General features: G+C 74.0%; 21 protein-coding genes. 8 read left to right on the forward strand and 13 right to left on the reverse strand.

Annotation, left to right across the window (positions count from 1 at the left end):
- The first annotated feature begins 16 nt into the window (after window positions 1-16).
- From AB0D29_RS12405 to AB0D29_RS12415, 3 genes are read left to right on the forward strand one after another with little or no spacing between them, the layout of a single operon-like run.
- Window positions 17-2,134: a putative cobaltochelatase gene (locus tag AB0D29_RS12405; protein ID WP_362853690.1), complete on the forward strand. Its 2,118-nt coding sequence runs from the start codon at window positions 17-19 to the stop codon at window positions 2,132-2,134.
- Window positions 2,134-2,733, forward strand: a complete 600-nt coding sequence (gene cobO / locus AB0D29_RS12410) for a cob(I)yrinic acid a,c-diamide adenosyltransferase (protein ID WP_362853692.1) — start codon at window positions 2,134-2,136, stop codon at window positions 2,731-2,733. Before AB0D29_RS12405 ends, cobO begins: the two co-directional genes overlap by 1 nt.
- Window positions 2,727-4,145, forward strand: coding sequence for a cobyrinate a,c-diamide synthase (locus tag AB0D29_RS12415; protein ID WP_362853694.1), 1,419 nt, complete (start codon window positions 2,727-2,729; stop codon window positions 4,143-4,145). Before cobO ends, AB0D29_RS12415 begins: the two co-directional genes overlap by 7 nt.
- A 2-nt stretch (window positions 4,146-4,147) precedes the next feature.
- Here the strand turns inward: AB0D29_RS12415 and AB0D29_RS12420 are convergent, their stop codons facing one another.
- On the reverse strand, window positions 4,148-4,873 hold the full coding sequence (locus AB0D29_RS12420) for a ZIP family metal transporter (RefSeq protein ID WP_351293080.1): 726 nt from the start codon (window positions 4,871-4,873) through the stop codon (window positions 4,148-4,150).
- Window positions 4,874-5,040: 167 nt separating this feature from the next.
- Between AB0D29_RS12420 and cobC the strand changes: the two genes are divergently transcribed.
- The gene (gene cobC, locus AB0D29_RS12425) at window positions 5,041-6,462 is read left to right on the forward strand and encodes an Rv2231c family pyridoxal phosphate-dependent protein CobC (protein WP_362853695.1); all 1,422 of its coding nucleotides are present in this window, start codon (window positions 5,041-5,043) and stop codon (window positions 6,460-6,462) included.
- A 199-nt stretch (window positions 6,463-6,661) separates the two neighbouring features.
- The gene (locus tag AB0D29_RS12430) at window positions 6,662-7,852 is read left to right on the forward strand and encodes a CapA family protein (protein WP_362853697.1); all 1,191 of its coding nucleotides are present in this window, start codon (window positions 6,662-6,664) and stop codon (window positions 7,850-7,852) included.
- A 110-nt stretch (window positions 7,853-7,962) separates the two neighbouring features.
- On the opposite strand, the gene AB0D29_RS12435 is transcribed toward AB0D29_RS12430, so the two are convergent.
- From AB0D29_RS12435 to AB0D29_RS12485, 11 genes are all read right to left on the reverse strand, one after another.
- Window positions 7,963-8,913 (reverse strand): SCO1860 family LAETG-anchored protein, encoded by a 951-nt coding sequence (locus AB0D29_RS12435; protein ID WP_362853698.1) that lies wholly within the window; start codon window positions 8,911-8,913, stop codon window positions 7,963-7,965.
- 283 nt (window positions 8,914-9,196) lie between these two features.
- A complete protein-coding gene (locus AB0D29_RS12440) occupies window positions 9,197-10,282 on the reverse strand; it encodes an amidohydrolase family protein (RefSeq protein WP_362805629.1) in 1,086 nt (361 codons plus the stop codon).
- A gap of 42 nt (window positions 10,283-10,324) precedes the next feature.
- A complete protein-coding gene (locus AB0D29_RS12445) occupies window positions 10,325-11,383 on the reverse strand; it encodes an aminotransferase class V-fold PLP-dependent enzyme (RefSeq protein WP_362853699.1) in 1,059 nt (352 codons plus the stop codon).
- A gap of 70 nt (window positions 11,384-11,453) precedes the next feature.
- Entirely contained in the window at window positions 11,454-12,161 is a 708-nt protein-coding gene (locus AB0D29_RS12450; RefSeq protein WP_362853701.1) for a DsbA family oxidoreductase, read from the reverse strand.
- Window positions 12,162-12,363: 202 nt separating this feature from the next.
- Window positions 12,364-12,570 carry an antitoxin gene (locus tag AB0D29_RS12455; RefSeq protein ID WP_362853703.1) on the reverse strand — a complete coding sequence of 69 codons (207 nt, stop codon included), beginning with the start codon at window positions 12,568-12,570 and terminating at the stop codon, window positions 12,364-12,366.
- Window positions 12,571-12,601: 31 nt separating this feature from the next.
- Window positions 12,602-13,153, reverse strand: a complete 552-nt coding sequence (locus AB0D29_RS12460; RefSeq protein ID WP_362853704.1) for a GNAT family N-acetyltransferase — start codon at window positions 13,151-13,153, stop codon at window positions 12,602-12,604.
- Window positions 13,154-13,216: 63 nt separating this feature from the next.
- A complete protein-coding gene (locus AB0D29_RS12465; RefSeq protein ID WP_362853706.1) occupies window positions 13,217-14,665 on the reverse strand; it encodes a penicillin-binding transpeptidase domain-containing protein in 1,449 nt (482 codons plus the stop codon).
- Window positions 14,666-14,727: 62 nt separating this feature from the next.
- The gene (locus tag AB0D29_RS12470) at window positions 14,728-15,423 is read right to left on the reverse strand and encodes a response regulator transcription factor (RefSeq protein ID WP_362853708.1); all 696 of its coding nucleotides are present in this window, start codon (window positions 15,421-15,423) and stop codon (window positions 14,728-14,730) included.
- On the reverse strand, window positions 15,420-16,709 hold the full coding sequence (locus tag AB0D29_RS12475) for a histidine kinase (RefSeq protein WP_362853710.1): 1,290 nt from the start codon (window positions 16,707-16,709) through the stop codon (window positions 15,420-15,422). Before AB0D29_RS12475 ends, AB0D29_RS12470 begins: the two co-directional genes overlap by 4 nt.
- On the reverse strand, window positions 16,706-17,689 hold the full coding sequence (locus tag AB0D29_RS12480; protein ID WP_362853712.1) for a hypothetical protein: 984 nt from the start codon (window positions 17,687-17,689) through the stop codon (window positions 16,706-16,708). The genes AB0D29_RS12475 and AB0D29_RS12480 overlap by 4 nt, the downstream gene beginning before the upstream one ends.
- A 98-nt stretch (window positions 17,690-17,787) precedes the next feature.
- Window positions 17,788-18,570, reverse strand: coding sequence for an IclR family transcriptional regulator (locus AB0D29_RS12485; RefSeq protein ID WP_362853714.1), 783 nt, complete (start codon window positions 18,568-18,570; stop codon window positions 17,788-17,790).
- 127 nt (window positions 18,571-18,697) lie between these two features.
- Here AB0D29_RS12485 and AB0D29_RS12490 point away from each other — a divergent pair, with 127 nt between their 5' ends.
- The 3 genes from AB0D29_RS12490 (at window position 18,698) to AB0D29_RS12500 (ending at window position 21,936) form a co-directional block, all read left to right on the forward strand.
- Window positions 18,698-20,221: an aldehyde dehydrogenase (NADP(+)) gene (locus AB0D29_RS12490; RefSeq protein WP_362853716.1), complete on the forward strand. Its 1,524-nt coding sequence runs from the start codon at window positions 18,698-18,700 to the stop codon at window positions 20,219-20,221.
- 167 nt (window positions 20,222-20,388) lie between these two features.
- Window positions 20,389-21,657 carry a TerD family protein gene (locus AB0D29_RS12495; protein WP_362853718.1) on the forward strand — a complete coding sequence of 423 codons (1,269 nt, stop codon included), beginning with the start codon at window positions 20,389-20,391 and terminating at the stop codon, window positions 21,655-21,657.
- A 102-nt stretch (window positions 21,658-21,759) separates the two neighbouring features.
- Window positions 21,760-21,936: a hypothetical protein gene (locus AB0D29_RS12500; RefSeq protein ID WP_199808021.1), complete on the forward strand. Its 177-nt coding sequence runs from the start codon at window positions 21,760-21,762 to the stop codon at window positions 21,934-21,936.
- Between the two features lie 86 nt (window positions 21,937-22,022).
- Here the strand turns inward: AB0D29_RS12500 and AB0D29_RS12505 are convergent, their stop codons facing one another.
- Window positions 22,023-23,462, reverse strand: a complete 1,440-nt coding sequence (locus AB0D29_RS12505; RefSeq protein WP_362853720.1) for an alkaline phosphatase PhoX — start codon at window positions 23,460-23,462, stop codon at window positions 22,023-22,025.
- Between the last annotated feature and the right edge of the window lie 66 nt (window positions 23,463-23,528).

Below are 23,528 nucleotides of genomic sequence, written 5' to 3' on the forward strand. Positions count from 1 at the left end.
AAGGAGTGAGCAACGCATGAGCACGCCCTACCCGTTCACCGCAGTGGTCGGCCAAGCCGACTTGCGGCTGGCGCTCCTTCTCAACGCCGTCAGCCCGGCGGTCGGTGGTGTGCTCGTGCGCGGCGAGAAGGGGACCGCGAAGTCCACCGCCGTGCGCGCGCTGTCGACGCTGCTGCCGCAGGTCGACGTCGTGCCCGGCTGCCGGTTCTCGTGCGCGCCGGGCGCGCCCGACCCGGCCTGCCCCGACGGCCCGCACGAGAACGGCCCCGGCCGCGCCCGGCCCGCCCGCATGGTCGAGCTGCCCGTGGGCGCCTCCGAGGACCGCCTGGTCGGCGCCCTCGACATCGAGCGGGCCCTCGCCGAGGGAGTGAAGGCCTTCGAGCCCGGCCTCCTCGCCGACGCCCACCGCGGGATCCTCTACGTCGACGAGGTCAACCTCCTCCACGACCACCTGATCGACCTGCTGCTGGACGCCGCCGCGATGGGCGCCTCGTACGTGGAGCGCGAGGGCGTCTCCGTCCGGCACGCGGCCCGCTTCCTGCTCGTCGGCACGATGAACCCCGAGGAGGGCGAGCTGCGCCCGCAGCTGCTCGACCGCTTCGGGCTGACGGTCGAGGTCGCCGCCTCCCGCGAGCCCGCCCAGCGGGTGGAGGTGGTGCGCCGCCGGCTCGCGTACGAGGACGATCCCGCGGGCTTCGCCACCCGCTGGGCCGGGGACGAGAACGAGGTCCGTGCCCGGGTGGTGGCCGCGCGGGCGCTGCTCCCGCAGGTCGTGCTCGGGGACACGGCGCTGCTCCAGATCGCGGCGACCTGCGCCGGCTTCGAGGTCGACGGCATGCGGGCCGACATCGTGATGGCGCGCACCGCGACCGCGCTGGCCGCCTGGGCCGGGCGGACCTCCGTACGGAAGGAGGACGTACGGCAGGCAGCGCTGCTGGCGCTCCCCCACCGGCGGCGCCGCAACCCGTTCGACGCGCCCGGGCTCGACGAGGAGATGCTCGACCGGATCCTGGACGAGTTCCCCGACGAGGAGCCCGAGCCCGACCCGGAGCCCGACCCGGAGCCGGAGGGTCCCGACGACGGCGGCCCCGAGGACGGCGGCCCCGACGGCGGTCCCGGTGGCACGCCCCCGCAGGGCGACGGCCCCGACGCTCCCGGGCCGGAGCGGCAGCCCGAGTCCGAGCCCACGGACGCACCGGAGGCACCGGAGGCACCCGAGTCCCCGCAGCCCTCCGCCCAGGAGAGCGGCGGGCCCGAGCAGGCCGCCGTACGGGCCGCCGAGCCGTTCCGGACGAAGATGCTGAGCGTGCCGGGGCTCGGCGAGGGCGCGGCCGGACGGCGTTCGCGCGCCCGCACCGCCCACGGCCGGACCACCGGCGCCCAGCGCCCCCGCGGCCACCTGACGAAGCTGCACCTGATGGCCACCGTGCACGCGGCCGCCCCGCACCAGAGGGCCCGCGGCCGGGACGGGCGCGGCCTGGTCATCCGCAAGGACGACCTGCGTCAGGCCACGCGGGAGGGCCGCGAGGGCAACCTCGTCCTCTTCCTCGTCGACGCCTCCGGCTCCATGGCCGCCCGACAGCGCATGAGCGCGGTCAAGGGCGCCGTGCTGTCGCTGCTCCTGGACGCCTACCAGCGCCGGGACAAGGTCGGCCTGATCACCTTCCGGGGGGCCACGGCCGAGCTGGCGCTGCCCCCGACCTCCTCGGTGGACGCGGCCGCGGCCCGGCTGGAGCAGCTGCCGACGGGCGGCCGCACCCCGCTGGCCGCCGGGCTGCTGAAGGCCCACGAGGTGCTGCGGATCGAACGGCTCAGGGACCCCTCGCGCCGGCCGCTGCTCGTCGTCGTCACCGACGGCCGGGCCACTTCGGCCGGGACCGCGGCCGGCCGGACCGACGGCACCCCCCGGGAGCTGGCGGGGCGCAGCGCGCGGCTGCTGCAGGCCGGGGGTGTCGCCTCGGTGGTCGTGGACTGCGAGTCCGGGCCGGTCCGGCTGGGGCTGGCCGGCGTACTGGCCGCCGACCTCGGCGGACCCGCCGTCACGCTCGACGGGCTGCGGGCCGACTCGCTGGCCGGGCTCGTGAAGAACGTACGTACCGCAGTGACATCCGACAGCAACAGGAGGGCCGCGTAATGCCTCAGGGACAGCCGTCCGTCGTTCCGGACGACGGACTCACCACGCGCCAGCGCCGCAACCGTCCGCTCGTCTTCGTGCACACCGGCCCCGGCAAGGGCAAGTCCACGGCTGCGTTCGGGCTGGCGCTGCGCGCCTGGAACCAGGGCTGGTCGATCGGGGTGTTCCAGTTCGTCAAGTCGGCGAAGTGGAAGGTCGGCGAGGAGAACGCGCTGAAGGTGCTCGGCGCCTCCGGCGAGGGCGGCGCGGTCGCCTGGCACAAGATGGGCGAGGGCTGGTCCTGGGTCCAGCGGGACGCGCAGCTCGACAACGAGCAGGCGGCCAAGGAGGGCTGGGAGCAGGTCAAGCGCGATCTGGCCGCCGAGACGCACAAGCTGTACGTGCTGGACGAGTTCGCGTACCCGATGCACTGGGGCTGGATCGACGTCGACGAGGTCATCGAGGTGCTGCGCAACCGTCCCGGTGCGCAGCACGTGGTGATCACGGGCCGCAACGCGCCGGAGAAGCTGGTGGAGTTCGCGGACCTCGTCACCGAGATGACCAAGGTCAAGCACCCGATGGACACCGGCCAGAAGGGCCAGAAGGGCATCGAGTGGTGACTTCGTTCAACGTTCCCCGGCTGGTCATCGCCGCGCCCTCGTCGGGCAGCGGCAAGACCACCGTCGCCACGGGGCTGATGGCGGCCTTCTCGGAGCGCGGCCTCGCCGTGTCCCCGCACAAGGCCGGGCCCGACTACATCGACCCGGGCTACCACGCGCTGGCCACCGGCCGGCCGGGGCGCAACCTCGACGCCTTCATGTGCGGGCCGGAGCTGGTCGCTCCGCTGTTCGCGCACGCGGCGGCCGGGTGCGACCTCGCCGTGGTCGAGGGCGTGATGGGGCTCTACGACGGGGCGGCGGGCAGGGGAGAGCTGGCGTCGACGGCGCAGGTCGCGAAGTTGCTGCGGGCGCCGGTGGTGCTGGTGGTCGACGCCTCCTCGCAGTCGCGGTCGGTGGCGGCGCTCGTCCACGGCTTCGCCTCGTTCGACCCGCAGGTGCGGCTGGGGGGCGTGATCCTGAACAAGGTCGGCTCCGACCGGCACGAGGTGATGCTGCGGGAGGCGCTGGAGGAAGCGGGGATGCCGGTGCTCGGCGTCCTGCGTCGGGCTCCGCAGGTGGCCACCCCCTCGCGCCACCTTGGCCTGGTGCCGGTGGCGGAGCGGCGCGCGGATGCGTTGGCCGCGGTGGCGGCGCTGGCCGAGCAGGTCCGCCAAGGCTGCGACCTGGACGCCCTGATGGCCTTGGCCCGCACGGCCCCTGCGCTGGCCTGCGAGGCCTGGTCGCCCCATTCAGCCTCGCCGGCGTTTGAGGCGCGGGGTCCGGGGCGGAGCCCCGGCAACGGCGCCGCGCCCGCGGATCCCAGCACGCGGCCGGTGGTCGCCGTCGCGGGCGGACCGGCGTTCACGTTCTCCTACGCCGAGCACACCGAGCTGCTGCAAGCCGCAGGGGCGGACGTCGTCACCTTCGACCCGCTCCGGGACGAGGCGCTCCCCGCCGGAACCACCGGCCTGGTGATCGGCGGCGGCTTCCCCGAGGTGTACGCGCCGGAGCTGTCCGCCAACGAACCGCTCCGCGAGGCCGTGGCCCGCTTCGCCGGGGCCGGCGGCCCGGTGGCCGCCGAGTGCGCCGGGCTGCTGTACCTCGCGCGGTCGCTGGACGGCAAGCCCATGTGCGGGGTGCTCGACGCCGACGCCCGGATGTCGGAGCGACTGACCCTCGGCTACCGCGAGGCGGTCGCGGTGTCGGACAGCGTGCTCGCCGCCAACGGCACCCGGCTGCGCGGGCACGAGTTCCACCGGACGGTGATCGAGCCGGGCGCCGGGGCCGCGCCGGCGTGGGGGTTCACGCACCCCGAACGCCGGGTCGAGGGCTTCGTGCAGCAGGGCGTGCACGCCAGCTACCTGCACACGCACTGGGCGGCGGAGCCGTCCGTCGCGCTCCGCTTCGTCGAAGCGGCGGCGGCCCGGCCGTGAGATCAGTCCGCGATGCCGACCACGAGCCAGATCCCGGCCACCCCGCCCACCGTGCACATCAGCGTGGACAGGGCGGGGTGCTTGTGGTGGGCCTCGGGCAGGATCTCGGCGGCCGCGAGGTAGAGCAGGACGCCGCCGAAGAACCCGAGGTACGCGCCGAGAGGTTCCTCCGGAAGGGTGAACAGGAGAGTGGACGCCGCGCCGACGACCGGGGCGACGGCGTCCGCGAAGAGCATCATCAGGGCCTTGCGGCGGTCGTTCCCGTAGAGGCGGGTGAGCGTGTACGTGTTGAACCCGTCGGCGAAGTCGTGGGTGATGACGGCCAGCGCCACGGCCACGCCCATTCCGCCGCCGACCTGGAAGGCCGCGCCCAGGGCCACCCCGTCGGCGAGGCTGTGGCCGACCATCGCCGCGGCCGCGGTGAGCCCGACCTGCGGGACGCGGGCGCCGTCCTCGGCGCCGTGCGCTGCCTGGCGGACCGCCAGGAGCCGCTCCACGACGTGCGCGACCAGGAATCCGCCCACGAAGAGCAGCAGGGCGAGCGGGACGCCGAACACCTCGTCGCCCGCCGCGTGGAGGGACTCGGGGAGCAGGTCGAGGCCGACGACTCCGAGCATCAGCCCGCCGGCCAGGCCCAGCACGAGGTGGCGGCGGTCGGTGACGCGCTGCGCCGCCCATCCGCCCGCCAGGGTCATCAGGAACGCACCCAACGCCACGATCACGGCCATGTGCCCCTGAATACAGACTCCGCGCGCCGTGCGCACTTCCGCGCGCGGGTGGCGGGCATCGGAGTGTTGACGACGTACCGCTGCCGGTGACGTACGGGTACTGGTGACGTGCCGGTGATGTGCCGGTGAGGGTGAGGGTGACGATGACTACGGAGGGAGGACTCCCGGTGGGCGATTACACGACGCGTCTGGTGGTCGGGGTCGGCGGACGCGCGGGGGTGTCCGTCGCGGAGGTCTGCGCCCTGATCGAGGAGACGTTGCGGGGGGCCGGGCTGACCGCGGAGGCGGTGACGGCCCTGGCCACGGTGGAGTCGAAGGTGGGCGAGGCGGGGATCGCGGGTGCGGCGGAACGTTTCGGCGTACCCCTCGTCGGCTATCCCGCCGAGCAGCTGGCCGCGATCGGCGTGCCGCACCCCTCGGACACGGCCCGCACCGCCGCCGGGACCCCCTCGGTGGCGGAGGCCGCGGCCCTCGCGACGGGCGGGGAACTCCTCGTGCCCAAGCGGCGGTCGATGGCGGCCACCTGCGCGGTGGCCACGGCGCACGCGCACGACCTGCGCCACCACGGGGACGCCGAGGTGGTCGACGCGGGCTCCGCGCTGGTGGACCTCGCGGTCAACGTACGGGCGGACACCCCGCCGGCCTGGCTCAAGCAGCGGATCGCCGCCTCCCTCGGGGACCTCGCCGCCTACCCCGACGGCCGGGCGGCCCGCGCGGCCGTGGCGGCCCGGCACGGGCTGCCGGTCGAGCGGGTGTTGCTGACGGCGGGGGCCGCGGAGGCCTTCGTCCTGATCGCGCGGGCGCTGGGCGCCGTACGGCCGGTGGTGGTGCATCCGCAGTTCACCGAGCCGGAGGCGGCCCTGCGGGACGCGGGGCGCCGGGTGGAGCGGGTGGTGCTGCGGGCGGCGGACGGGTTCCGGCTGGACCCGTCGGCGGTGCCGGAGGACGCGGACCTGGTGGTGATCGGCAATCCGACCAATCCGACGTCCGTCCTGCACCCGGCGGCGACGCTGGCCGCGCTGGCCCGGCCGGGCCGGATCCTGGTGGTGGACGAGGCGTTCATGGACGCCGTCCCGGGCGAGCGGGAGGCCCTGGCCGGACGGGTGGACCTGCCGGGGCTGGTGGTGCTGCGGAGCCTGACGAAGACCTGGGGGCTGGCGGGACTGCGGATCGGCTACGTGCTGGCCGAGCCGGAGGTGATCGCGAAGCTGGCGGCCGCGCAGCCGCTGTGGCCGGTGTCGACCCCGGCCCTGGTGGCGGCCGAGGCCTGTGTGGCTCCGGCGGCGCTGGCCGAGGCGGAGGAGGCGGCGCGGCGGATCGCGGTGGACCGGGCCCATCTGCTGGCCGGGCTCGCGGAGTTCGACGAGGTGACGGTCGTGGGGGTGGCGGAGGGGCCGTTCGTGCTGATCCAGGTGGCGGGGGCCGCGGAGGTCCGCACCCGGCTGCGCGCCCTCGGCTTCGCCGTCCGCCGCGGGGACACCTTCCCGGGCCTGGACCGCTCCTGGCTGCGGCTGGCGGTCCGGGACCGGGTGACGACGGGCCGGCTGCTCCAGGCCCTGGACCACGCCCTGGCGCTCGCCGCGCACTGAACCGGGGCCCGGCCGGCTGCGGTCGGGCCGGTGCCGGGGTGGGGTGTCATCCGGGACGGGCTTCGATGTTCGGCGCCCGGGCCGTGGACCGGGTCGCCGGGCCGGCGGGACGGGCCGCGCCTACGATGGCGGGACAACCGATGACGGGGGCGGTCCATGAAGGTGGCGGGGCGGATAGGGGTCGGCCTGGGCGGGGCTGGTGGTGATCGGCGGCGGGGTCCTCGCCGCGCCGCGGCTCCTCGGCGACGGCGGCAGCGCGACGGCTCCGGAGCAGCGGCTGGGCGAGCCCGTCCCGGCGGCGAGCGCCACGACCCCCGCCCCCACCGGGCCGGGGCACGGCCCGTTCACCCTGGTGGCGACCGGCGACATCATCCCGTACCCCTCGATCGTCCAGCGGTCGGCGGACGACGCCGACGGGGCCGGGGAGTACGACTTCCGGAAGATACTCGCCGGGGTCAAACCCCTGGTCTCCGCCGCCGACCTGGCGATATGCCACCACGAGATACCGTACGGGCGCCCCGGCGGCCCCTACACGGGCTATCCCACCTTCAAGGCCCCGCACCAGCTGGCGGACGCCCTCAAGGACGCCGGGTACGACGGCTGTTCCACCGCCTCGAACCACACCTTGGACGACGGCTACGAGGGTCTCGCCCGCACCCTGGACCACCTCGACCGGGTCGGCATCCCGCACGTCGGCTCGGCCCGCAGCGCGGAGGAGGCCAAGTCCCCGGCCCGGCTCACGGCCGGCGGTGCGCAGGTCGCCCAGCTCTCGTACACGTACGGCACGAACGGCATCCCGCTCCCCCAGGACAAGCCGTGGGCCGTGAACCTGATCGACAAGGACCGGATCATCGCCGACGCCCGCGCCGCCCGGGCCGGCGGCGCGAACGTGGTGGTGCTCAGCGTCCACTGGGGCACCGAGTGGCAGACGGCGCCGGACGAGCAGCAGAAGGAACTGGCGCAGGCACTGACCGCCTCCCGCTCGGCCGACGGCCTCCCCGACATCGATCTGATCATCGGCACGCACAACCACGTGCCACAGCCCTACGAGAAGATCAACGGCACTTGGGTGGTCTTCGGGATGGGCGACCAGGTCGCCAGCTTCGTACCGGCCGACAAACTGCGCGGCAACCAGTCCTCGGTGCCCCGGTTCACCTTCGCCCCGGCTGCGGCCCACCCCGGCCGCTGGGAGGTCGTGAAGGCCGAATACCTCACGCAGTACTCGGACATGGGGCCGCCGTTCCGTGTCGTCTGCGCCTCCTGCGCGGCCTCCGACACCGCCCTGCCCGCCGCGAAGCGGAGTGAGTACGCCCGGATCGACCAGCAGGTCACCGAGGCCGTGATGTCACGCGGCGCGGGCGGGCAGGGGCTGGAGCACGCCACCCGCTGAGCGGCGCGCCTCCCGCCGAGCACGCCACCCGCTGAGCACTCCCCTCCGTGTGCTCCTCGGGGCGGCGGCCCGGGTGGTCCGAGCGGCCCGGGTGGGGCGGGCCCGCGGTCCTACGAGGCCCTGCCCCGACGGGTCACCAGGAGCGCGACCCCGCCGATGCCGAGCAGGAACAGCGCCCCGCCCGCGACGTAGGGGGTCAGCGAACCCCCGCCGGTCTCGGCCAGGTTGGCGTCCGCGGTGACGCCCGAGGCGATGCCGGAGCCGGTCCCGGACCCGCTGCCCGTCCCGGTCTGGGGCTTGATGTCCGGGTCCGCCGCCGGCGGCGCCGACGAGGGCGCCGGGCCCGCCGGGGTCTCGCAGTGCGCCTCGGCGAGCACGATCTCGCCGTCCACCTGCGCCACGTTCAGGTTCAGCGGGTTCACCGAGACCTTCAGGCGCAGCGCGACCGCGGCGGCCGTGGTGGAGGTGGTCTGCGTCCCGGACAGCTCCAGGTTGACCACGCCCACGCCCGGGACCTCCAGCTTGGTGGGGCCGCCCGCCGACAGGGTGACCTTCTTGCCGAGCGCCGTCACCTTCCCGAGGACGTTCGCGCTGGCCACCGGCTTCTTGCCGGCCTCGCAGACGGCCTTGGAGGTGACCTTCTCCACCTCGACGAGCGAGAGCAGGGGCAGCCCGGGCACGTGCACCGAGGCCTTGGCGAGGTTCGCCTCCGCCTCCGCCCGGTTCTTGTCCGCGGTCGCCTTGGAGGTGGCCACGTCGGCGCGCAGGACGCTGACCGGCTTGTTGCCCTCGACCCCGTCGAGGGTGACCGTCAGCGCCGTCTTCTCGGCCGTCGCCGGGGCGCTGACCTCGTTGAGGGTCGCCTTCAGCGGGACGTGAACGGTCTTGTTGAGCAGGCCCACGTCCAGACCCGCGCGCAGGACGACGGCGCCGGCCTTGCCCTCGCCGCCCGCCCCGGCTCCGCCGCCTCCCGTGGCGAGGGCGGGCGGGGCGGTGAGGAGGGCCACCGCTCCCGTGGCGAGCAGGACGGCCGCGGGCATGCGGAAGGTGTTGCTGTTCAAGGTGGTGGAACCCCCGGGGAGATGGGTGCCGTCGCGCCGCCAATGGGGGACATTGCGCGCGCCGACGGCCTCGACCCCGGAATCTTTACGCACTGTGAGTGAACGGGCGGCAACCTGACGTGAGTTCACTCCAAAGGGTGGTTTCCATGCACGTATTCGATTTGCCGCGCCTCAGGAGGAACGCGAGTTCCCTCCTTTCACGGACGGTCGGCCCGTGCGGCCGTCTTCAACGACCGACGGGCCTGCGATGTCACGCGGCGTCAACAGGGCGCCGACTCCCGGCTCAGGCCCTGACCTTGCCGTTCACGACGACCCGCAGCGGCTGGGCCAGCGCGCGTACGTCGGCCCGCGGGTCGGCGCCGTAGACCACGAGGTCCGCCGGCGCCCCCTCTGTCAGACCGGGCCGGCCGAGCCACTCGCGCGCCGCCCAGGCCGTCGCCGAGAGGGCGTCCAGCGGCGGGATCCCGGCCTTCACCAGCTCCTCCACCTCCGCCGCGACCAGGCCGTGCGGCAGGGAACCGCCGGCGTCGGTGCCGACGTAGACCGGGATGCCCGCGTCGTAGGCGGCCCGTACGGTGTCGTACCGGCGCTCGTGCAGCCGCCGCATGTGCGCCGACCAGCGCGGGAACTTCGCCTCGCCGCCCGCCGCCATCTTCGGGAACGTCGCGATGTTCACCAGGGTCGGGACGATCGCGACCCCGCGCTCCGCGAACAGCGGGATGGTGTCCTCGGTGAGGCCGGTGGCGTGCTCGACGCAGTCGATGCCCGCCTCGACCAGGTCGCGCAACGAATCCTCCGCGAAGCAGTGCGCGGTGACGCGGGCGCCCAGCCGGTGCGCCTCGGCGATGGCCGCCTCGACCTCGGCGCGCGGCCAGCAGGCGGCCAGGTCCCCGGCGTCACGGTCGATCCAGTCGCCGACCAGCTTCACCCAGCCGTCGCCGCGCCGCGCCTCGCGGCCCACGTACTCGACCAGGTCGGCCGGCTCGATCTCGTGCGCGTAGTTGCGGATGTAGCGGCGGGTGCGCGCGATGTGCCGGCCGGCCCGGATGATCTTCGGCAGGTCCTCGCGGTCGTCGATCCAGCGGGTGTCGGAGGGCGATCCGGCGTCGCGGATGAGGAGGGTGCCGGCGTCGCGGTCGGTGAGGGCCTGGCGCTCGGCGGTCGCGGCGTCGACCGGGCCGTGGGAGTCCAGTCCCACGTGACAGTGCGCGTCGACCAGCCCCGGCAGGGCCCAGCCGGTCACCGTGGTGACCTCGCGGGCCCCGGGCGGGCGCTCGTACGAGACCCGCCCGCCGACCACCCAGAGCTCGTCGCGGACCTCGTCGGGCCCGACCAGCACCCGCCCCTTCACGTGCAGCACATCGCTCATGGCGGCACTGTACGTGCGCGGCGTACGGGCGCGCCCTCCGCCTCAGGGCGCGGAGAGGACGTCCAGCAGCCGGTCCACGTCCGCCTCCGTGCTGTAGAGGTGGAACGAGGCCCGCAGGGATCCGGCGCGGGCCGAGGTGGCGATGCCGGCCGCCTGCAGGCCGGGCTGCCGGTCCGCGAGCCCCGGCACCGAGACGATGGCAGCCGTGCCGGGCACGGGCTCGTGGCCGAGGCGGGCGAGGCCGGCCCGGTATCGCGCGGCGAGGGCGGTGTCGTGGGCGTGGATGGCCTCGATGCCGATCCGCTCGATCAGGGCCAGCGAGGCCTCGGACGCGTGGTAGGCGAGGAAGGCCGGGGACTCGTCGTACCGGCGCGCCCCGTGGGCCAGTTCCGGCATCGGCCCGTAGGTGGAGTCCCACATGGACTCGGCCGCGACCCAGCCGGCGTGCAGCGGGGTCAGGGTGCGCTGGGCCTCCTGCGACACGGTCATGAACGAGGCCCCGCGGACGGCGAGCAGCCATTTGAAGCCGACGGCGACCGTGTAGTCGTAGGGCGAGGCGTCGAAGGGCAGCCAGCCCACCGCCTGCGACGCGTCCACGAGCATCCGGGCCCCGTGCGCCGCCGTCGCCGCGCGCACCGCGGACAGGTCGGCCGTCCGGCCGTCCGCGGACTGTACGGCGCTCAGCGAGACCAGGGCGGTGTCCGGGCCGACGGCCTCGGCGAGGGACTCCAGCGGCGCGAAGCGGACCTTGAGGTCGCTCCGCACCACGAAGGGGTTGATCACCGAGGCGAAGTCGCCCTCCGGGCACAGGACTTCGGCGCCGGGCGGGAGCGAGGCCGCGATGAGGCCGACGTGGGTGGACACGGCCGAGCCGACGGCCACCCGCTCGGCGTCCACTCCGACGAGGCGGGCGAATGCCTCACGGGAGCGGTCGACGCGGTCGAAGTCGCCGAAGCCGGTGGGAGCGCCGGCCCCCGCCGCCTCGGCCAGCTCACGTACGGCCGCGACGGCGGAACGCGGGAGCACCCCGCAGGTGGCGGTGTTGAGGTAGGTGGTGGAGTGGGCGAACTCGGCACGGGTTGCTTCGGCGAGAAGATCCATGCCGTCAACTCTGCGACAGGAACGACCCAAAGTCCATTGCCGAGTTATCTGCGCCCACCCCAAGTCATCCTTATGCCTGCGGGGCGGCGCAGGCCCCGTCGGGCTCGCACGCCTCGGCCCCGGCGGCCGGCTCCTCGATCTCCCGCCCGGCCCACGCCTGCTCCAGGGCCCGGGTGAACACCTCGGCCGGCTGCCCGCCGGAGATCCCGTAGCGGCGGTCGAGGACGAAGAACGGCACGGCGTTCGCGCCCAGCTCGGCGGCCTCGCGCTCGTCGGCCCGGACCTCGGCGGCGTAGGCGGAGTCGTCGGCGAGGACGGCGCGGGCCTCGGCCTCGTCCAGTCCGGCCTCGACGGCGAGCACGACCAGCGTCTCGGGGTCGAAGACGGAGCGCTCCTCGGCGAAGTTGGCCCGGTAGGCGAGGTCGAGCAGCTCCTCCTGCCGGCCGCGGGCGGCGGCCAGGTGCAGCAGGCGGTGGACGTCGAAGGTGTTGCCGTGGTCGCGGCCCTCGGTCCGGTACTCCAGCCCCTCGGCGCGGGCGCTGCCGGCGACGTGCTCCTCCATGCCGCGCGCCTCGTCGAGGGTGCGGCCGTACTTCTTGGCGAGCATCTCCACGACGGGAGCGGTGACCCCCTTGGCACTGCCCGGGTCGAGCTCGAAGGACCGGAACACGACCTCCACCTCGTCGCGGTGCGCGAACTCGGCCAGCCCCTTCGTGAAGCGGGCCTTGCCGATGTAGCACCAGGGGCAGGCGATGTCGCTCCAGATCTCGACGCGCATGATCCTTCTTCTCTCCGGGTTCGGGGGACAAAACGGTTTCCCCTTCAACCACCCCGGGGCCCGTCTCATTCCCCGGACACGGCGGAGAGCGGACGTACGGCAGCGGGCGTACGGGCCGCGGGCGTACGGGCGGCATGCGGGGACTGCACCGCCGGGTGAGCGGGCGCAGTCCCCGTGGGCATGCGGATCCGGAGACCTGGAGTCAGCGCTGGGGCGGCCTGGGGTCCCCGGGGGCGGGGGGCTCGTTGCCGCCGATCTGCTCGTTGAGCTTCTGCTGTGCCGTGTCGACCTGGCTCTGGTACTTGTTCCCGGTCTTCGAGTCGAAGGCGTCTCCGGCCTTCTCGACTCCTTGACGGGCCTGGTCAGGGTGTCCCTTGATCAGGTCTTTGAGCTTGTCGAACATGGACATGGGGCGTCCTCTCTACGGAATGCCGGTCGCTTCAAGCTTCTCCGCGAAGGGCGCGCTCCGCACCCGGAGCGCCCGCGGGCTCCCCGGCCGGGTCCGCGGCGGGCGGGGGACCGATCCGGAGCCAGAGGGTGCGGTGGGTGCCCGCGTGGGCGGTGGACGGGTCCGGGCGCCAGCCGTGGGTGGCGTAGAAGGCCTGGGCACGGAGGTTGTGCTCGTAGACCTCGAGGCGGACCCGGGTGACTCCCGCGCGGCGCCAGACGTCGAGGCAGGCGGCGTGCAGGGCGGCCCCGGTGCCCCGGCGCCAGTGGACCGGGTCGACGTGGAGCTGGGTGAGGGTGGTCTCGCCGTGCTCCGTGCGGAAGGCGGCGACCCCGGTGAGCTCGCCGTCCTGTTCGGCGCAGAGGACCGCGCCCTCGGCGGGGTCACGGGCGACGGCCCGGGACCAGCCCTCGCGCGTCCGCCGGAACTCGATGTCGCCCGCGTAGGCCTGCTCGGGGATGTGGCCCCGGTAGTACGTGGCCCGGGCCCGGGTGTGCAGGGCGGCGATGGCGTCGAGGTCTGCGGGCTCCGCGGCTCTGATCACGGGAAGGCAAACGCGCCGGAAACCCCGTCGGTTCCCGGCGCGTCGGCGCTGTCCGCGGCGCGGCTACTTCTTCAGCCACGCCTCCATCATCTTCTGGGCGATGGGGGCGGCCAGCTTGCCGCCCCCGATCTCGGAGCGGTCGGTGTCCGAGTTCTCGATCACCACGGCGACCGCGATCTGCTTGCCGCCCAGCTTGCCGTACGAGGTGAACCAGGCCAGCGGGGCGAGGCTGTTGTTGACACCGCGCTGGGCGGTGCCGGTCTTGCCGCCCACCTCGGCGCCCGTCACCTGGGCCGGCTTGCCGCCTCCCTCGGTGGCGACCGTGCGCATGGCGTCCCGGATCATCGACGCGGTCTTCTCGTTCATCACCTGCTGGGACTTCGGGTCCTTGAAGCTCTCCAGCACGTCGCCGTTGCCGTCGGTGACCTCGGAGACCATGTGCGGGGCGACGAGCTTGCCGCCGTTCTCGATCGCGGCCGTCACCATCGCCATCTGGAGCGGGGTGGCCTGCACGTCGAACTGGCCGATACCCGTCTGCGCGACCTGGTCGATCGACATCTTCTTCGACGGGTACTTGCTCGCCGGGTTCGTGCGGACCGGGGTGTCGATCTGCACGTTGAAACCGAGCTTCTCGGCCGTCGCACGCATCTTGTCCTGGCCGAGCTTTGACGCGAGCTCGGCGAAGACGTTGTTGCAGGACAGCCGCAGGGCGGTGCGCACGGAAACGTTGTTGCAGGCCGCGGAGCCCGCCTCGCTGGGCAGCAGGGTGCGGGTGCCGGGGATCGTGTACGGGTCGGCGATGCCGGTCTGCTGGTCGAGGTTGGTGACGAGGCCGTTCTCGATGGCCGCGGCGAGGGTGACCAGCTTGAAGGTGGAGCCGGGCGCCTGCGGCTTGCGCAGCGCCACGTTCTCCAGGGCCTTGCCCTTGTCCGCGGACAGTTCGTCCCAGGCCTTCTGGTCGTTGGCGCCGGCGATGCTGCCCGGGTCGAAGGAGGGGTTGTTCACCACGGCGAGGATCTCACCGGTCTTCGGGTCCATGGCGACGGCCGCGCCCTGCTTGCCCTGGAGCGCGTCGTAGGCGGCCTTCTGCACGTCCTTGTCGATGGTGGTGAGGACGTTGCCGGGGGCGGCCCGCTTGTTGGTGAGCATGTCCATCACGGTCTTCAGCCGGTTGTCCGAACCGTTGAGGACGTTCTTGTAGATGCCCTCCAGCATGCTCGTGCCGTAGGCCTGGGAGCTGTACCCGGTGATCGGCGCGTAGAGGGGGCCGTCGACGTACGTCCGCTTGTAGCCGAAGTCCTTGCCGCCCGTCTTCACCGAGCCGGTGATCGCCTCCCCGCCCACGATGATGTTGCCCAGCGGGTTCTCGTACTGCCCGATGAGGTTCCGGCGGTTGTGCTTGTCGTCTGCGAGGGCCTGGCCTTGGTATGCCTGCACCCAGGTGACGCGGACCAGCAGGGCCAGCACCAGAAGCAGACAGAAGACCGACGCACGCCTGATCGTCTTGTTCATCCCCCAGAAGGACGTCTCAGTGGCCCCAGCCGTTCCGCTCTGCCCCGATTGTGGCGGGGTTCTCAGCTTTTCTTCATGATGAAGCCCCCCTCGTAGGCCGCGATGACCGCCTGGGTGCGGTCGCGGGAGCCGGTTTTGGTGAGGACCGACGCGACGTGTGTCTTGACCGTCTGCGGTCCGACGCCGAGGCGCTCGCTCATCTCGTGGTTGGACAGCCCGGTGGCCATCAGGCGCAGTACGTCGGCCTCGCGGTCGGTGAGCCGGGCCACCCAGGGGGCGGTGGCGGCCGGGGCGCCGCCGGCCGTGTGGGCGGCCGCGAGGGAGCGCACCGCGGCGGGGAAGAGCAGCGAGTCGCCGCGGGCGACGAGCCGGACCGCGCCGATCAGCTCGTCGGGGTCGGCCCGCTTGAGGAGGAAGCCCGCGGCTCCCGCGCGCAGCGCGTCGTAGACGTGGGCGTCGTTCTCGAAGGTGGTGACGACCACGATCCGGGGCGGCTCGGCCATGGTGGCGAGGATCTGCTCGGTGGCCCGGATCCCGTCTATCTCGGGCATCCGGACGTCCATCAGCACCACGTCCGGGGCGAGCGAGCGGACCAGCGGGACCGCTTCGGCGCCGGTGGCGGCCTCGCCGACGACCTGCAGGTCGGGCTCGGCCTCCAGGATGACCCGCAACGCGGTGCGGACCATCCGCTCGTCGTCACAGAGCACGATGCGCAGCCGCGGACGCCCCGGCGGGGTGGGCGGCGTCGGCACGTTCATCGGCCGCCTCCGGCGAGCGGGAGGACGGCCCGCAGCCGCCACCGGTCCTCGTACGGTCCGGCCTCGACGCTGCCGCCGAGCAGTGCGGCCCGTTCCGCAGAGCCGCGCAGTCCGCGGCCCCCGGTGGTGCGGGGTTCCCGTTCGCCGGGGGCGGCGGGCGCATTGGTCATGGTGATCTCCAGTTCGCGATGTCCGTTCTCGTGGCCGGCCCGTACCCGGATCCTCACGTCCACCGGGCCGGTGCCGTGACGGAGGGCGTTGCTGAGGCCCTCCTGGACGATCCGGTACGCCTCGCGGGAGGCGATGGCCGGAAGCCCTGCCCAGTCCCCCACGGGGCCGGGGTCCTGGTGCGCGGTGACGGTGGCGCCGGCCGCCCGGGTACGGGCCAGCAGCCCGTCGAGGTCGACGGCCAGGGTCGGCGCGGGCGTGGCGTCCGGCCGGGCCGGGTCCCCGTCCCGCAGCAGGCCCAGTACGGCGTCCAGCTCGCCCACCGTCCGCCGGGTGGTGTCCTCGATCGCGGCCAGCGCCTCCCGTACGAAACCGGGGTCCCGCTCCAGCATCCGCCGGGCGGCGACCGCCTGGAGGGTGACGGCGCTCAGCGCGTGCCCGACCGCGTCGTGCAGCTCCCGGGCCAGCCGGTTGCGCACCGCCAGGTCGGCGGCCCGCTCCTCGGCTGCGGCCAGCCGGTCCGCCGCCGTCGGCCCGAGCAGTACGGGCGCCATCCTGGCCACCAGCGCCCCGGCCCCCGCGGCGCACAGGACGAGCCCGCCCAGCAGGCCGATCCCGAACAGGGGGGCCACGTACGGATCGGCCCCGGTGCTGAACCAGCCCAGTCCGAGCTCGGCCCTCCGCAGTCCGCTCACGAGCGGCAGCGTGATCAGCACCACCGCCATGGGCGGCACCGCGAGGGTCATCCCACTGATCAGCGCGCCGAGCCCGAGGTGCAGAGTCCACCACGCCGAGGTCCGGCCCCGCGCCGCCCAGGACCGCGCCGGCCCTTCGGCCAGCCGCTCCCCCGGCACCCCGCACATGGCCCGAACAGCCGCCACGGACAACGGCCGGACCAGTCCGAAGACGGCGGTCACCGCGACCAGCGGCAGGGCCGCCGTATAAGCCGCGAGCGTCAGTGGGAGGGAACTGAGGGCATTGACCCCGCCGGCCACGATCCCCACCCCCACCTGGGTGAGCAGGAAGTACGGCATCAGCAGCGCCCCGCCGAGGATCAGGTGCACCCAGCGCAGCCGGGCCCGTGCCCCCAGCAGCCGGCTCAGGGCGCCCCGCGTCATCCTTCGCGGCGGGATATGAGGAACCGGCTGACGACGACGGCGGCGAGCGATCCGGTGATCATCTGGCTAGCGTAGGCCAACAGGGCTGCGGAAGAAGGTCCTTCACCACCGTCCAGCTGCGGTCCCAGCGAAGCGAGCAGCACCCAGGTCCCCCAGCACAGGGCCGCAGACGAGCCCACCCAGGCGAGAGCGAGCGGCCACCGCGCCCGGAGCCCCCTGCCACGCGCCAGCAGCATCGCCCCCGCTCCGGCGGCGAGCGCGCACGTCATGTGGACCACCGCCACGACGCCCGTCTCCGCGGAGTGCGCGGCCGCCTGCTCTGTTCCCAGCCCGGCCGTGCCGCCGAAGGCCCAGTACGCGTACACCGCCGCGACCGCCAGGCCGGCCGCGGCTGCGGCTGCCGCCACCACCCCCGTGGACGACGGCAGCCGCACCCCCGTCACGCCCTGCCACCGCCGGCGCCAGCGCTCTCGCGCATAGGGCACGAACAGCCCGGCCAGGGCGAGTCCTTGGACCATGAAGCCGCCGTAGACCACGTTGAACACCCAGGGGTCCAGGAACGGCTCGCGGGCGGCCACCACGGCGGGGTCCGCCCCGAAGCCGAGCGCCCGTATGAGAAGTTGGCCCGGGAACGCGATGACGATCGGGGTCAGCAGTCCCGTCGCCACGAAGACCGGGACGGCAGGCAGCCAGGCGGGCACCCGTATGCCCCAGGGCCTGGTGAGCACCAGGACGAGCAGGACGACGCTCGCGTCCATGACCATCGTGACGGCATTGGCGGCGGTGAAGAACGGCCCGGGCTCCAGCAGCACGCTGCCGTCCGGTATCCCGATCCGGCTCCCGGCCAGCCAGGCGGTCTTCAGTGCCAGGTAGGGCACGGTGGCCGCGATGGCCACCGCCCCCAGGATCCGCCGCCCGGCCCCCCGGGCGGGGGCCGTCGGCCTCGTCGCGTACGCCGTCCTCACGGCTCGTGTGCTCATGACCCAACGTTCCCGCGCCGACCGCCCCCACCGCCTCCCCCTCAAAGGGGAACCGTCTCCCCCACCCGGGGGAGGAAGCACACACTCCGCCGCCCCACTCACATCCGGCGCGTCACCACCGACAGCCGGTCCCGTGCCTCGAACAGCGCCGCCTTGATGACCTGTTCGTGCGCCGCCGTCAGCCGGGCCACCGGCACCGAGCAGCTCACCGCGTCCCGGGCCGGCGTCCGGTACGGGACGGCCACCCCGAAGCAGCGCAGCCCGAGCGTGTTCTCCTCCCGGTCCAGCGCGTACCCCTGCTCCCGCACCAGCGCCAACTCCTCGACGAGCCGCTCGCGGTCGGTGATGGTGTGCTCGGTGACCGCCTCCAGCCGCTTCGGCAGCAGGGCGCGCACCTCGTCGTCCGTGTGCGTGGCCAGCAGCGCCTTGCCGAGCGCCGTCGAGTGCACGGGCAGCCGCCGCCCGACCCGCGTGAAGGGCCGCAGGTAGTGCTGCGACTGCCGGGTGGCGAGGTACACCACGCTCGTCCCGTCCATCCGCGCCAGGTGGATGGTCTCCGTCGTGTCGTCGGAGAGCCGGTCCAGGGTGGGCCTGGCCGCCGCGACCACCTCGTCGCCGTCGATGTACGAACTGCCGACCAACAGGGCCCGTACGCCGATGCCGTACCGGGTGCCCGTCGCGTCGGTCTCCACCCACCCCAGGTTCACCAGCGTGCGCAGCAGCATGTAGAGGCTGGACTTCGGCAGGGAGAGGTCGTGCTGGATGTCGGCCAGGCTGTGCAGTCCGGGCCGGGCCGCGAAGTGCTCCAGCAGCAGGACCGTCCGTACCGCCGATTTGACCGGCGCCGCCGCAACCGGGATCCCCGACTCGGTCGTCGTCATACGCCTGCTTCCCCTCTGGTCGCCTCTTGTCACGCGGAGGACGCGGAAATAGAGTCCGCAGCAGATGTGATCATTCATCCACCGGAACCGCGTTCAGAATACTGAACGATCCAGGAGGCAGTGGGCCATGACAACGACACCAGTCTGGAGTGTGGACCCCCGCACCGGGAAGCAGCGCGAGCAGGTTGCGGTGGAGGCCACGTCCCAGGAGGTGGACGAAGCCGTACGGGCGGCCCACGCGGCCCGCGGCGCGCTCGCCGACGCCACCGTCCGCGCCGCCTTCCTGCGCGCCGCCGCCGCGCTGCTCGACGAGGCCGCCGCCCACGTCATCGAGGCCGCCGACGCCGAGACCGCGCTCGGCCCGGGCCGGCTCACCGGCGAACTGGCCCGCACCACCGGCCAGCTGCGCGCCTTCGCCGACGCCGTGGACGAGGGCGCCTACCTCGACGTCCGGATCGACCGCGCCGACCCCTCCCTCAGCCCGCCCCGCCCCGAACTGCGCCGCTACAAGGTGCCGCTCGGCGTGGTCGCGGTCTACGCCGCCTCCAACTTCCCGCTCGCCTTCTCCGTCCCCGGCGGGGACACCGCGAGCGCGCTGGCCGCCGGCTGCCCGGTGGTCGTCAAGGCGCACCCCGACCACCCGGCCACCTCCGAGCTGTGCGCCTCGCTGCTGCGCCGGGCGGCGGCCGCCGTCGGACTCCCGGCCGAAGTGGTGAGCGTGGTCCACGGGTTCGACGCCGGCCTGGAGCTGATCCGCCATCCGCTCGTGGCCGCCGCCGGATTCACCGGCTCCGTCCGCGGCGGGCGGGCGCTGTTCGACGCGGCCGCCGCCCGGCCCGTACCGATCCCCTTCCACGGCGAACTGGGCTCCCTCAACCCCGTCGTGGTCACCCCGGCCGCGGCCGCCGAGCGCGCCGAGGAGATCGGCGCCGGACTCGCGGGCTCGGTCACCCTCGGCGTCGGCCAGTTCTGCGTGAAGCCCGGGCTGGTGCTGGTCCCCGAGGGGGTTGCGGGCGACCGTCTCACCGGCGCGCTCACCAAGGCGCTCGGCGAGACCGAACCCGGGGTGCTGCTCGACCACCGGATGCGCGAGAACTTCATCTCCGGGGTGCGCGAGCGGGCCGGGCTGCCCGGCGTCGACGCGCCCGTCACCCCGGGCTCCGGCGGGGAGCACACCGTCGGCGCGGGCTACCTGACCGTGGCCGCCGGGGACCTGCTCGGCGGCGGGGCGTACGACCTCCTCCTGGAGGAGTGCTTCGGCCCGGTCACCGTCGTCGTGCGGTACGCCGACCAGGGCGAGGCGGGCGCGGTCCTCGGCCGGCTCCCCGGGAACCTGAGCGCCACGCTCCAGCTGTCGGCCGCCGAGACGCAGGGCGCACCGGGCCCGGCCACCGAGCTGATCGGGCAGGTCACGGGGCTGGCGGGGCGGATCGTGGTCAACGGCTGGCCGACCGGGGTGGCGGTGGCCCCGGCCCAGCACCACGGCGGCCCGTACCCGGCGGCGACCTCGCACTCCACCTCGGTGGGCGGGACCGCGATCGAACGCTGGCTGCGGCCGGTGGCCTACCAGTCGGTGCCGGACGCGCTCCTTCCGGCGGAGCTGCGCGAGGCGAACCCGCTGGGGCTGCCGCGCCGGGTCACCGGCGGCTGAGCGGAGCCGGCACCCCGGCCGGTACGGGGCCGCACCCGGCCGGTACGGGCCGCGCCTCGACGGAGGCCGCACCCCCCGGCCGGGACAGGGCCGCGCCCCCGCTACCGGCGCTGAAATCTCGCCCGAGGGTAAGGGAACGGCAAAGCCCCTCCGGTCGTTCTCCGGGCATGACCGCTATGACCCCTGGTTCCAACCTGCCGCTCAATGCCGTCCGTGTGACGGTGGACGTGGCTGCGCCGGTGCGGCTCGACGTATCGGCCCTGCTCCTGACGGCCGACGGCAAGGTGCGCTCCGACGCCGACTTCATCTTCTTCAACCAGCCCTCCGGCCCCGGTGTCAGCTACCGGTCCGGCGGGGGTGCGGCGCCGGACTCGATCACCGTGGACACCGGCGCGGTGCCGCCGGGCATCGAGCGGATCGTGGTCACGGCCAGCCCCGACGCCGCCGGGCAGACCTTCCAGGGCATCGAGCCCACGGCCACCGTGCGGGGCGCCGACGGCGGAGCGGTGATCGCCTCCTTCACCCCGCCGCAGCTGGGCTCCGAGACCGCGCTCGTCGTCGTGGAGATCTACCTGCGCGGCGGCGCGTGGAAGGTGCGCGCGGTCGGCCAGGGGTACGCGAACGGCCTCGCCGGCATCGCCACCGACTTCGGCGTCTCCGTGGACGAGGAGCCGGCTCCCGCGGCCACCGCCGTCGCCCCGCCCGTCGCCCCGGCGCCCCCCGCCCCGCCCGCCCCGCCGGTCTCCTACCCGCCCTCCCCCTGGCTCGGCGGCGCCACCACCCCCACGGCGCCCACCCCGGCCGCACCGGTCCCGGCGGCGGCCCCCGCCGCACCCCCGGCCGCTCCGGCCGGCGCGGGGAAGATCAACCTCGACAAGGGCCGGGTCAGCCTCCAGAAGAACCAGACCGTCTCCCTGGTCAAGGGCGGCCGCCCGCTGCTCTCCCAGGTCAAGATGGGCCTGGGCTGGGAGCCCGCCTTCGGCGGCCGGGACATCGACCTCGACGCCTCCGTCATCGCGTACGGCCCCCAGCGCAACCACATCGACAGCTGCTACTTCGGCAAGCTGTCCATCCTCGGCGGCTCCGTCAAGCACTCGGGGGACAACCTCACCGGTGAGGGCGCCGGCGACGACGAGGTGATCGTCGTGGACCTCGGCCGGCTCCCCGCCGAGGCCACCGGCCTGGTCTTCACGGTCAACTCCTTCTCCGGCCAGAAGTTCACCGAGGTGGCGAAGGCCTACTGCCGCCTGATCGACGCGGCGAGCGGCGAGGAGCTGGTGCGCTTCGACCTGACCACCGCCGAGCCGCAGACCGGCGTGATGATGGCCAAGCTGATCAAGCAGTTCAGCGGGGAGTGGGAGATGACGGCCATGGGCGAGTTTGTGAAGTCGCGCACAGTGCGCGGCATGGTCAAGCCCGCCGCACAGGCACTCTGAGCAGGTGGGCGGGCACCGGCAGCCACGGCGGCGCATCCCGGGTGATGGATGCCACGCGTAATCCGTAAGTGGCTGTCAGTGTCCGCCCGTAGCCTTGAAACCATGCACGAGACACTCACACCCGCGGGGCCCGCCCGCCCGTCCGCCGCCGAGGCGAACGAGGCGATACGGCACCTCGTCGAAACCCGGGTGGACGGCGAGTGGCCCTCGGAGGCGTATGAGTTCCTGCTCTCCGAGTGGGCCGAGGCCTCGCGTGCGGAGGTTTCCGCAGGCCCGTGAGCGTGGGCGGCCGGCCGCCCACGCCCGTCCGCGCGCCCGTGCCCGCCCGCACCCCGTGCGCACGGGCCCGCCGCGCCCCGTCCGCGTCAGTGGCCGCGCCGCCACGGCCCGGTGATGGCCAGCATGATCCCCGGGCTCTGGATGTTGGCGAACAGCGTGCGCCCGTCCGGGGAGAAGCAGACCCCGGTGAACTCGGAGTACTCCGGCTCCTCGGCCGACCCGGCGTTCAGCTCGTTGCGCGCCAGCGGGTAGGTGCGGCCCGACTCGGTCGCGCCGAACAGGTGCTGCAGCCCCGAGCCGTCCTCCGCGATGACCAGGCCGCCGTACGGGGACACGGTGATGTTGTCGGGGCCGTCGTAGCCGCCGTCCACCGACGGGTCGGCGTTGACCCCGATGAGGACCGTGAGCCGGACCGTGCGCCGCTTCGGGTCGTAGAACCAGACCTGGCCGTCGTGGGCCGCGCCCGGGCTCTCCTCACGGGCGTAGGAGGAGACGAAGTACGCGCCTCCGTCGGCCCACCACATGCCCTCCAGCTTGCGCCCGCGCGTCACCACCCCGTCCGCGAACTGCTTGCGCACCGGCACGGTGCGGGCGTCGCGGTCCGTGACGTCCACCCAGTCGACCCCGTAGACGGTGCCGATCCGCGTCGCGCGCGAGAAGTCGTCGACGAACCGTCCCGAACTGTCGATGCACTTGGCGGCCTGGAGCACGCCGGCGTCGGCCGCGAGCGTACGGAGCCTGCCGCGCCCGTGGTGGAAGCCGCGGGGCGGGGTCCAGCGATAGAGCAGCCCGTTGGGGCCGGAGGCGTCCTCGGTCAGGTAGGCGTGGCCCTGGCGCGGATCGATGACCACGGCCTCGTGGTCGTACCGCCCGAACGCCTTGATCGGGCGCGGGTCGCGGTTGGCGCGGCGGTCGTGCGGGTCGACCTCGAAGACGTAGCCGTGGTCCTTGGTCATGCCGTTCTTGCCGGCGAGGTCCGAGTTCTCCTCGCAGGTCAGCCAGGTGTCCCAGGGGGTGGAGCCGCCCGCGCAGTTGGTGGACGTACCGGCGATGCCCACCCATTCGGCGACCTCGCCGCCGCGCCGGACCTCGACGACCGTGCAGCCGCCGGCCGCGGCCGGGTCGTAGACCAGGCCCTCGGTGAGCGGGACGGGGTGGGTCCAGCCCGAACGGGGGCCCTTGAGCTCGTGGTTGTTGACGAGGAGGGTGACTCCCCGGTGGCCCTCGAAGGCGGCGGTCCCGTCGTGGTTGGACGGGGTGCTCTCGCCCGATTCCAGCGTGGTGACCCCGCTGTGCGTGATCACGCGGTACTTGAACCCGGCGGGGAGGGCGAGGATGCCGGCCGGGTCGGGGACGAGCGGGCCGTAGCCGGGCTCGCAGGGCCGCCCGTGCTCGTCGCGGTGGGTGCTGTCGTCGGCCGCCAGCGCTCCCGGGGCGGTGGCGAGTGCGCCGACCGTCCCGGTGAGGGCCACGCCCGCGCCGGCGATGACGGTACGGGCGGTGAAGTCTCTACGGCTGAGCGGCATCGGGTCTCCTGGGATGGGGAGGTGGTGCGCCTGTCGTGCGGTCGTCGGCGCACACGCTCTCGCCCG

The sequence above is a fragment of the Streptomyces sp. NPDC048424 genome, assembly GCF_040651555.1.
GTDB lineage: Bacteria > Actinomycetota > Actinomycetes > Streptomycetales > Streptomycetaceae > Streptomyces.

Bases quoted from the DNA above. Each gene is read 5' to 3' on its own strand.
- AB0D29_RS12450 (WP_362853701.1), bottom strand. From the start codon at position 12,161: ATGCGCGTCGAGATCTGGAGCGACATCGCCTGCCCCTGGTGCTACATC.
- AB0D29_RS12505 (WP_362853720.1), bottom strand. From the start codon at position 23,462: ATGCCGCTCAGCCGTAGAGACTTCACCGCCCGTACCGTCATCGCCGGC.
- cobO (WP_362853692.1), top strand. From the start codon at position 2,134: ATGCCTCAGGGACAGCCGTCCGTCGTTCCGGACGACGGACTCACCACG.
- AB0D29_RS12455 (WP_362853703.1), bottom strand. From the start codon at position 12,570: ATGTCCATGTTCGACAAGCTCAAAGACCTGATCAAGGGACACCCTGAC.
- AB0D29_RS12475 (WP_362853710.1), bottom strand. From the start codon at position 16,709: ATGACGCGGGGCGCCCTGAGCCGGCTGCTGGGGGCACGGGCCCGGCTG.
- AB0D29_RS12440 (WP_362805629.1), bottom strand. From the start codon at position 10,282: ATGAGCGATGTGCTGCACGTGAAGGGGCGGGTGCTGGTCGGGCCCGAC.
- AB0D29_RS12405 (WP_362853690.1), top strand. From the start codon at position 17: ATGAGCACGCCCTACCCGTTCACCGCAGTGGTCGGCCAAGCCGACTTG.
- AB0D29_RS12485 (WP_362853714.1), bottom strand. From the start codon at position 18,570: ATGACGACGACCGAGTCGGGGATCCCGGTTGCGGCGGCGCCGGTCAAA.
- AB0D29_RS12495 (WP_362853718.1), top strand. From the start codon at position 20,389: ATGACCGCTATGACCCCTGGTTCCAACCTGCCGCTCAATGCCGTCCGT.
- AB0D29_RS12470 (WP_362853708.1), bottom strand. From the start codon at position 15,423: ATGAACGTGCCGACGCCGCCCACCCCGCCGGGGCGTCCGCGGCTGCGC.
- AB0D29_RS12480 (WP_362853712.1), bottom strand. From the start codon at position 17,689: ATGAGCACACGAGCCGTGAGGACGGCGTACGCGACGAGGCCGACGGCC.
- AB0D29_RS12420 (WP_351293080.1), bottom strand. From the start codon at position 4,873: ATGGCCGTGATCGTGGCGTTGGGTGCGTTCCTGATGACCCTGGCGGGC.
- AB0D29_RS12490 (WP_362853716.1), top strand. From the start codon at position 18,698: ATGACAACGACACCAGTCTGGAGTGTGGACCCCCGCACCGGGAAGCAG.
- AB0D29_RS12500 (WP_199808021.1), top strand. From the start codon at position 21,760: ATGCACGAGACACTCACACCCGCGGGGCCCGCCCGCCCGTCCGCCGCC.
- AB0D29_RS12465 (WP_362853706.1), bottom strand. From the start codon at position 14,665: ATGAACAAGACGATCAGGCGTGCGTCGGTCTTCTGTCTGCTTCTGGTG.
- AB0D29_RS12445 (WP_362853699.1), bottom strand. From the start codon at position 11,383: ATGGATCTTCTCGCCGAAGCAACCCGTGCCGAGTTCGCCCACTCCACC.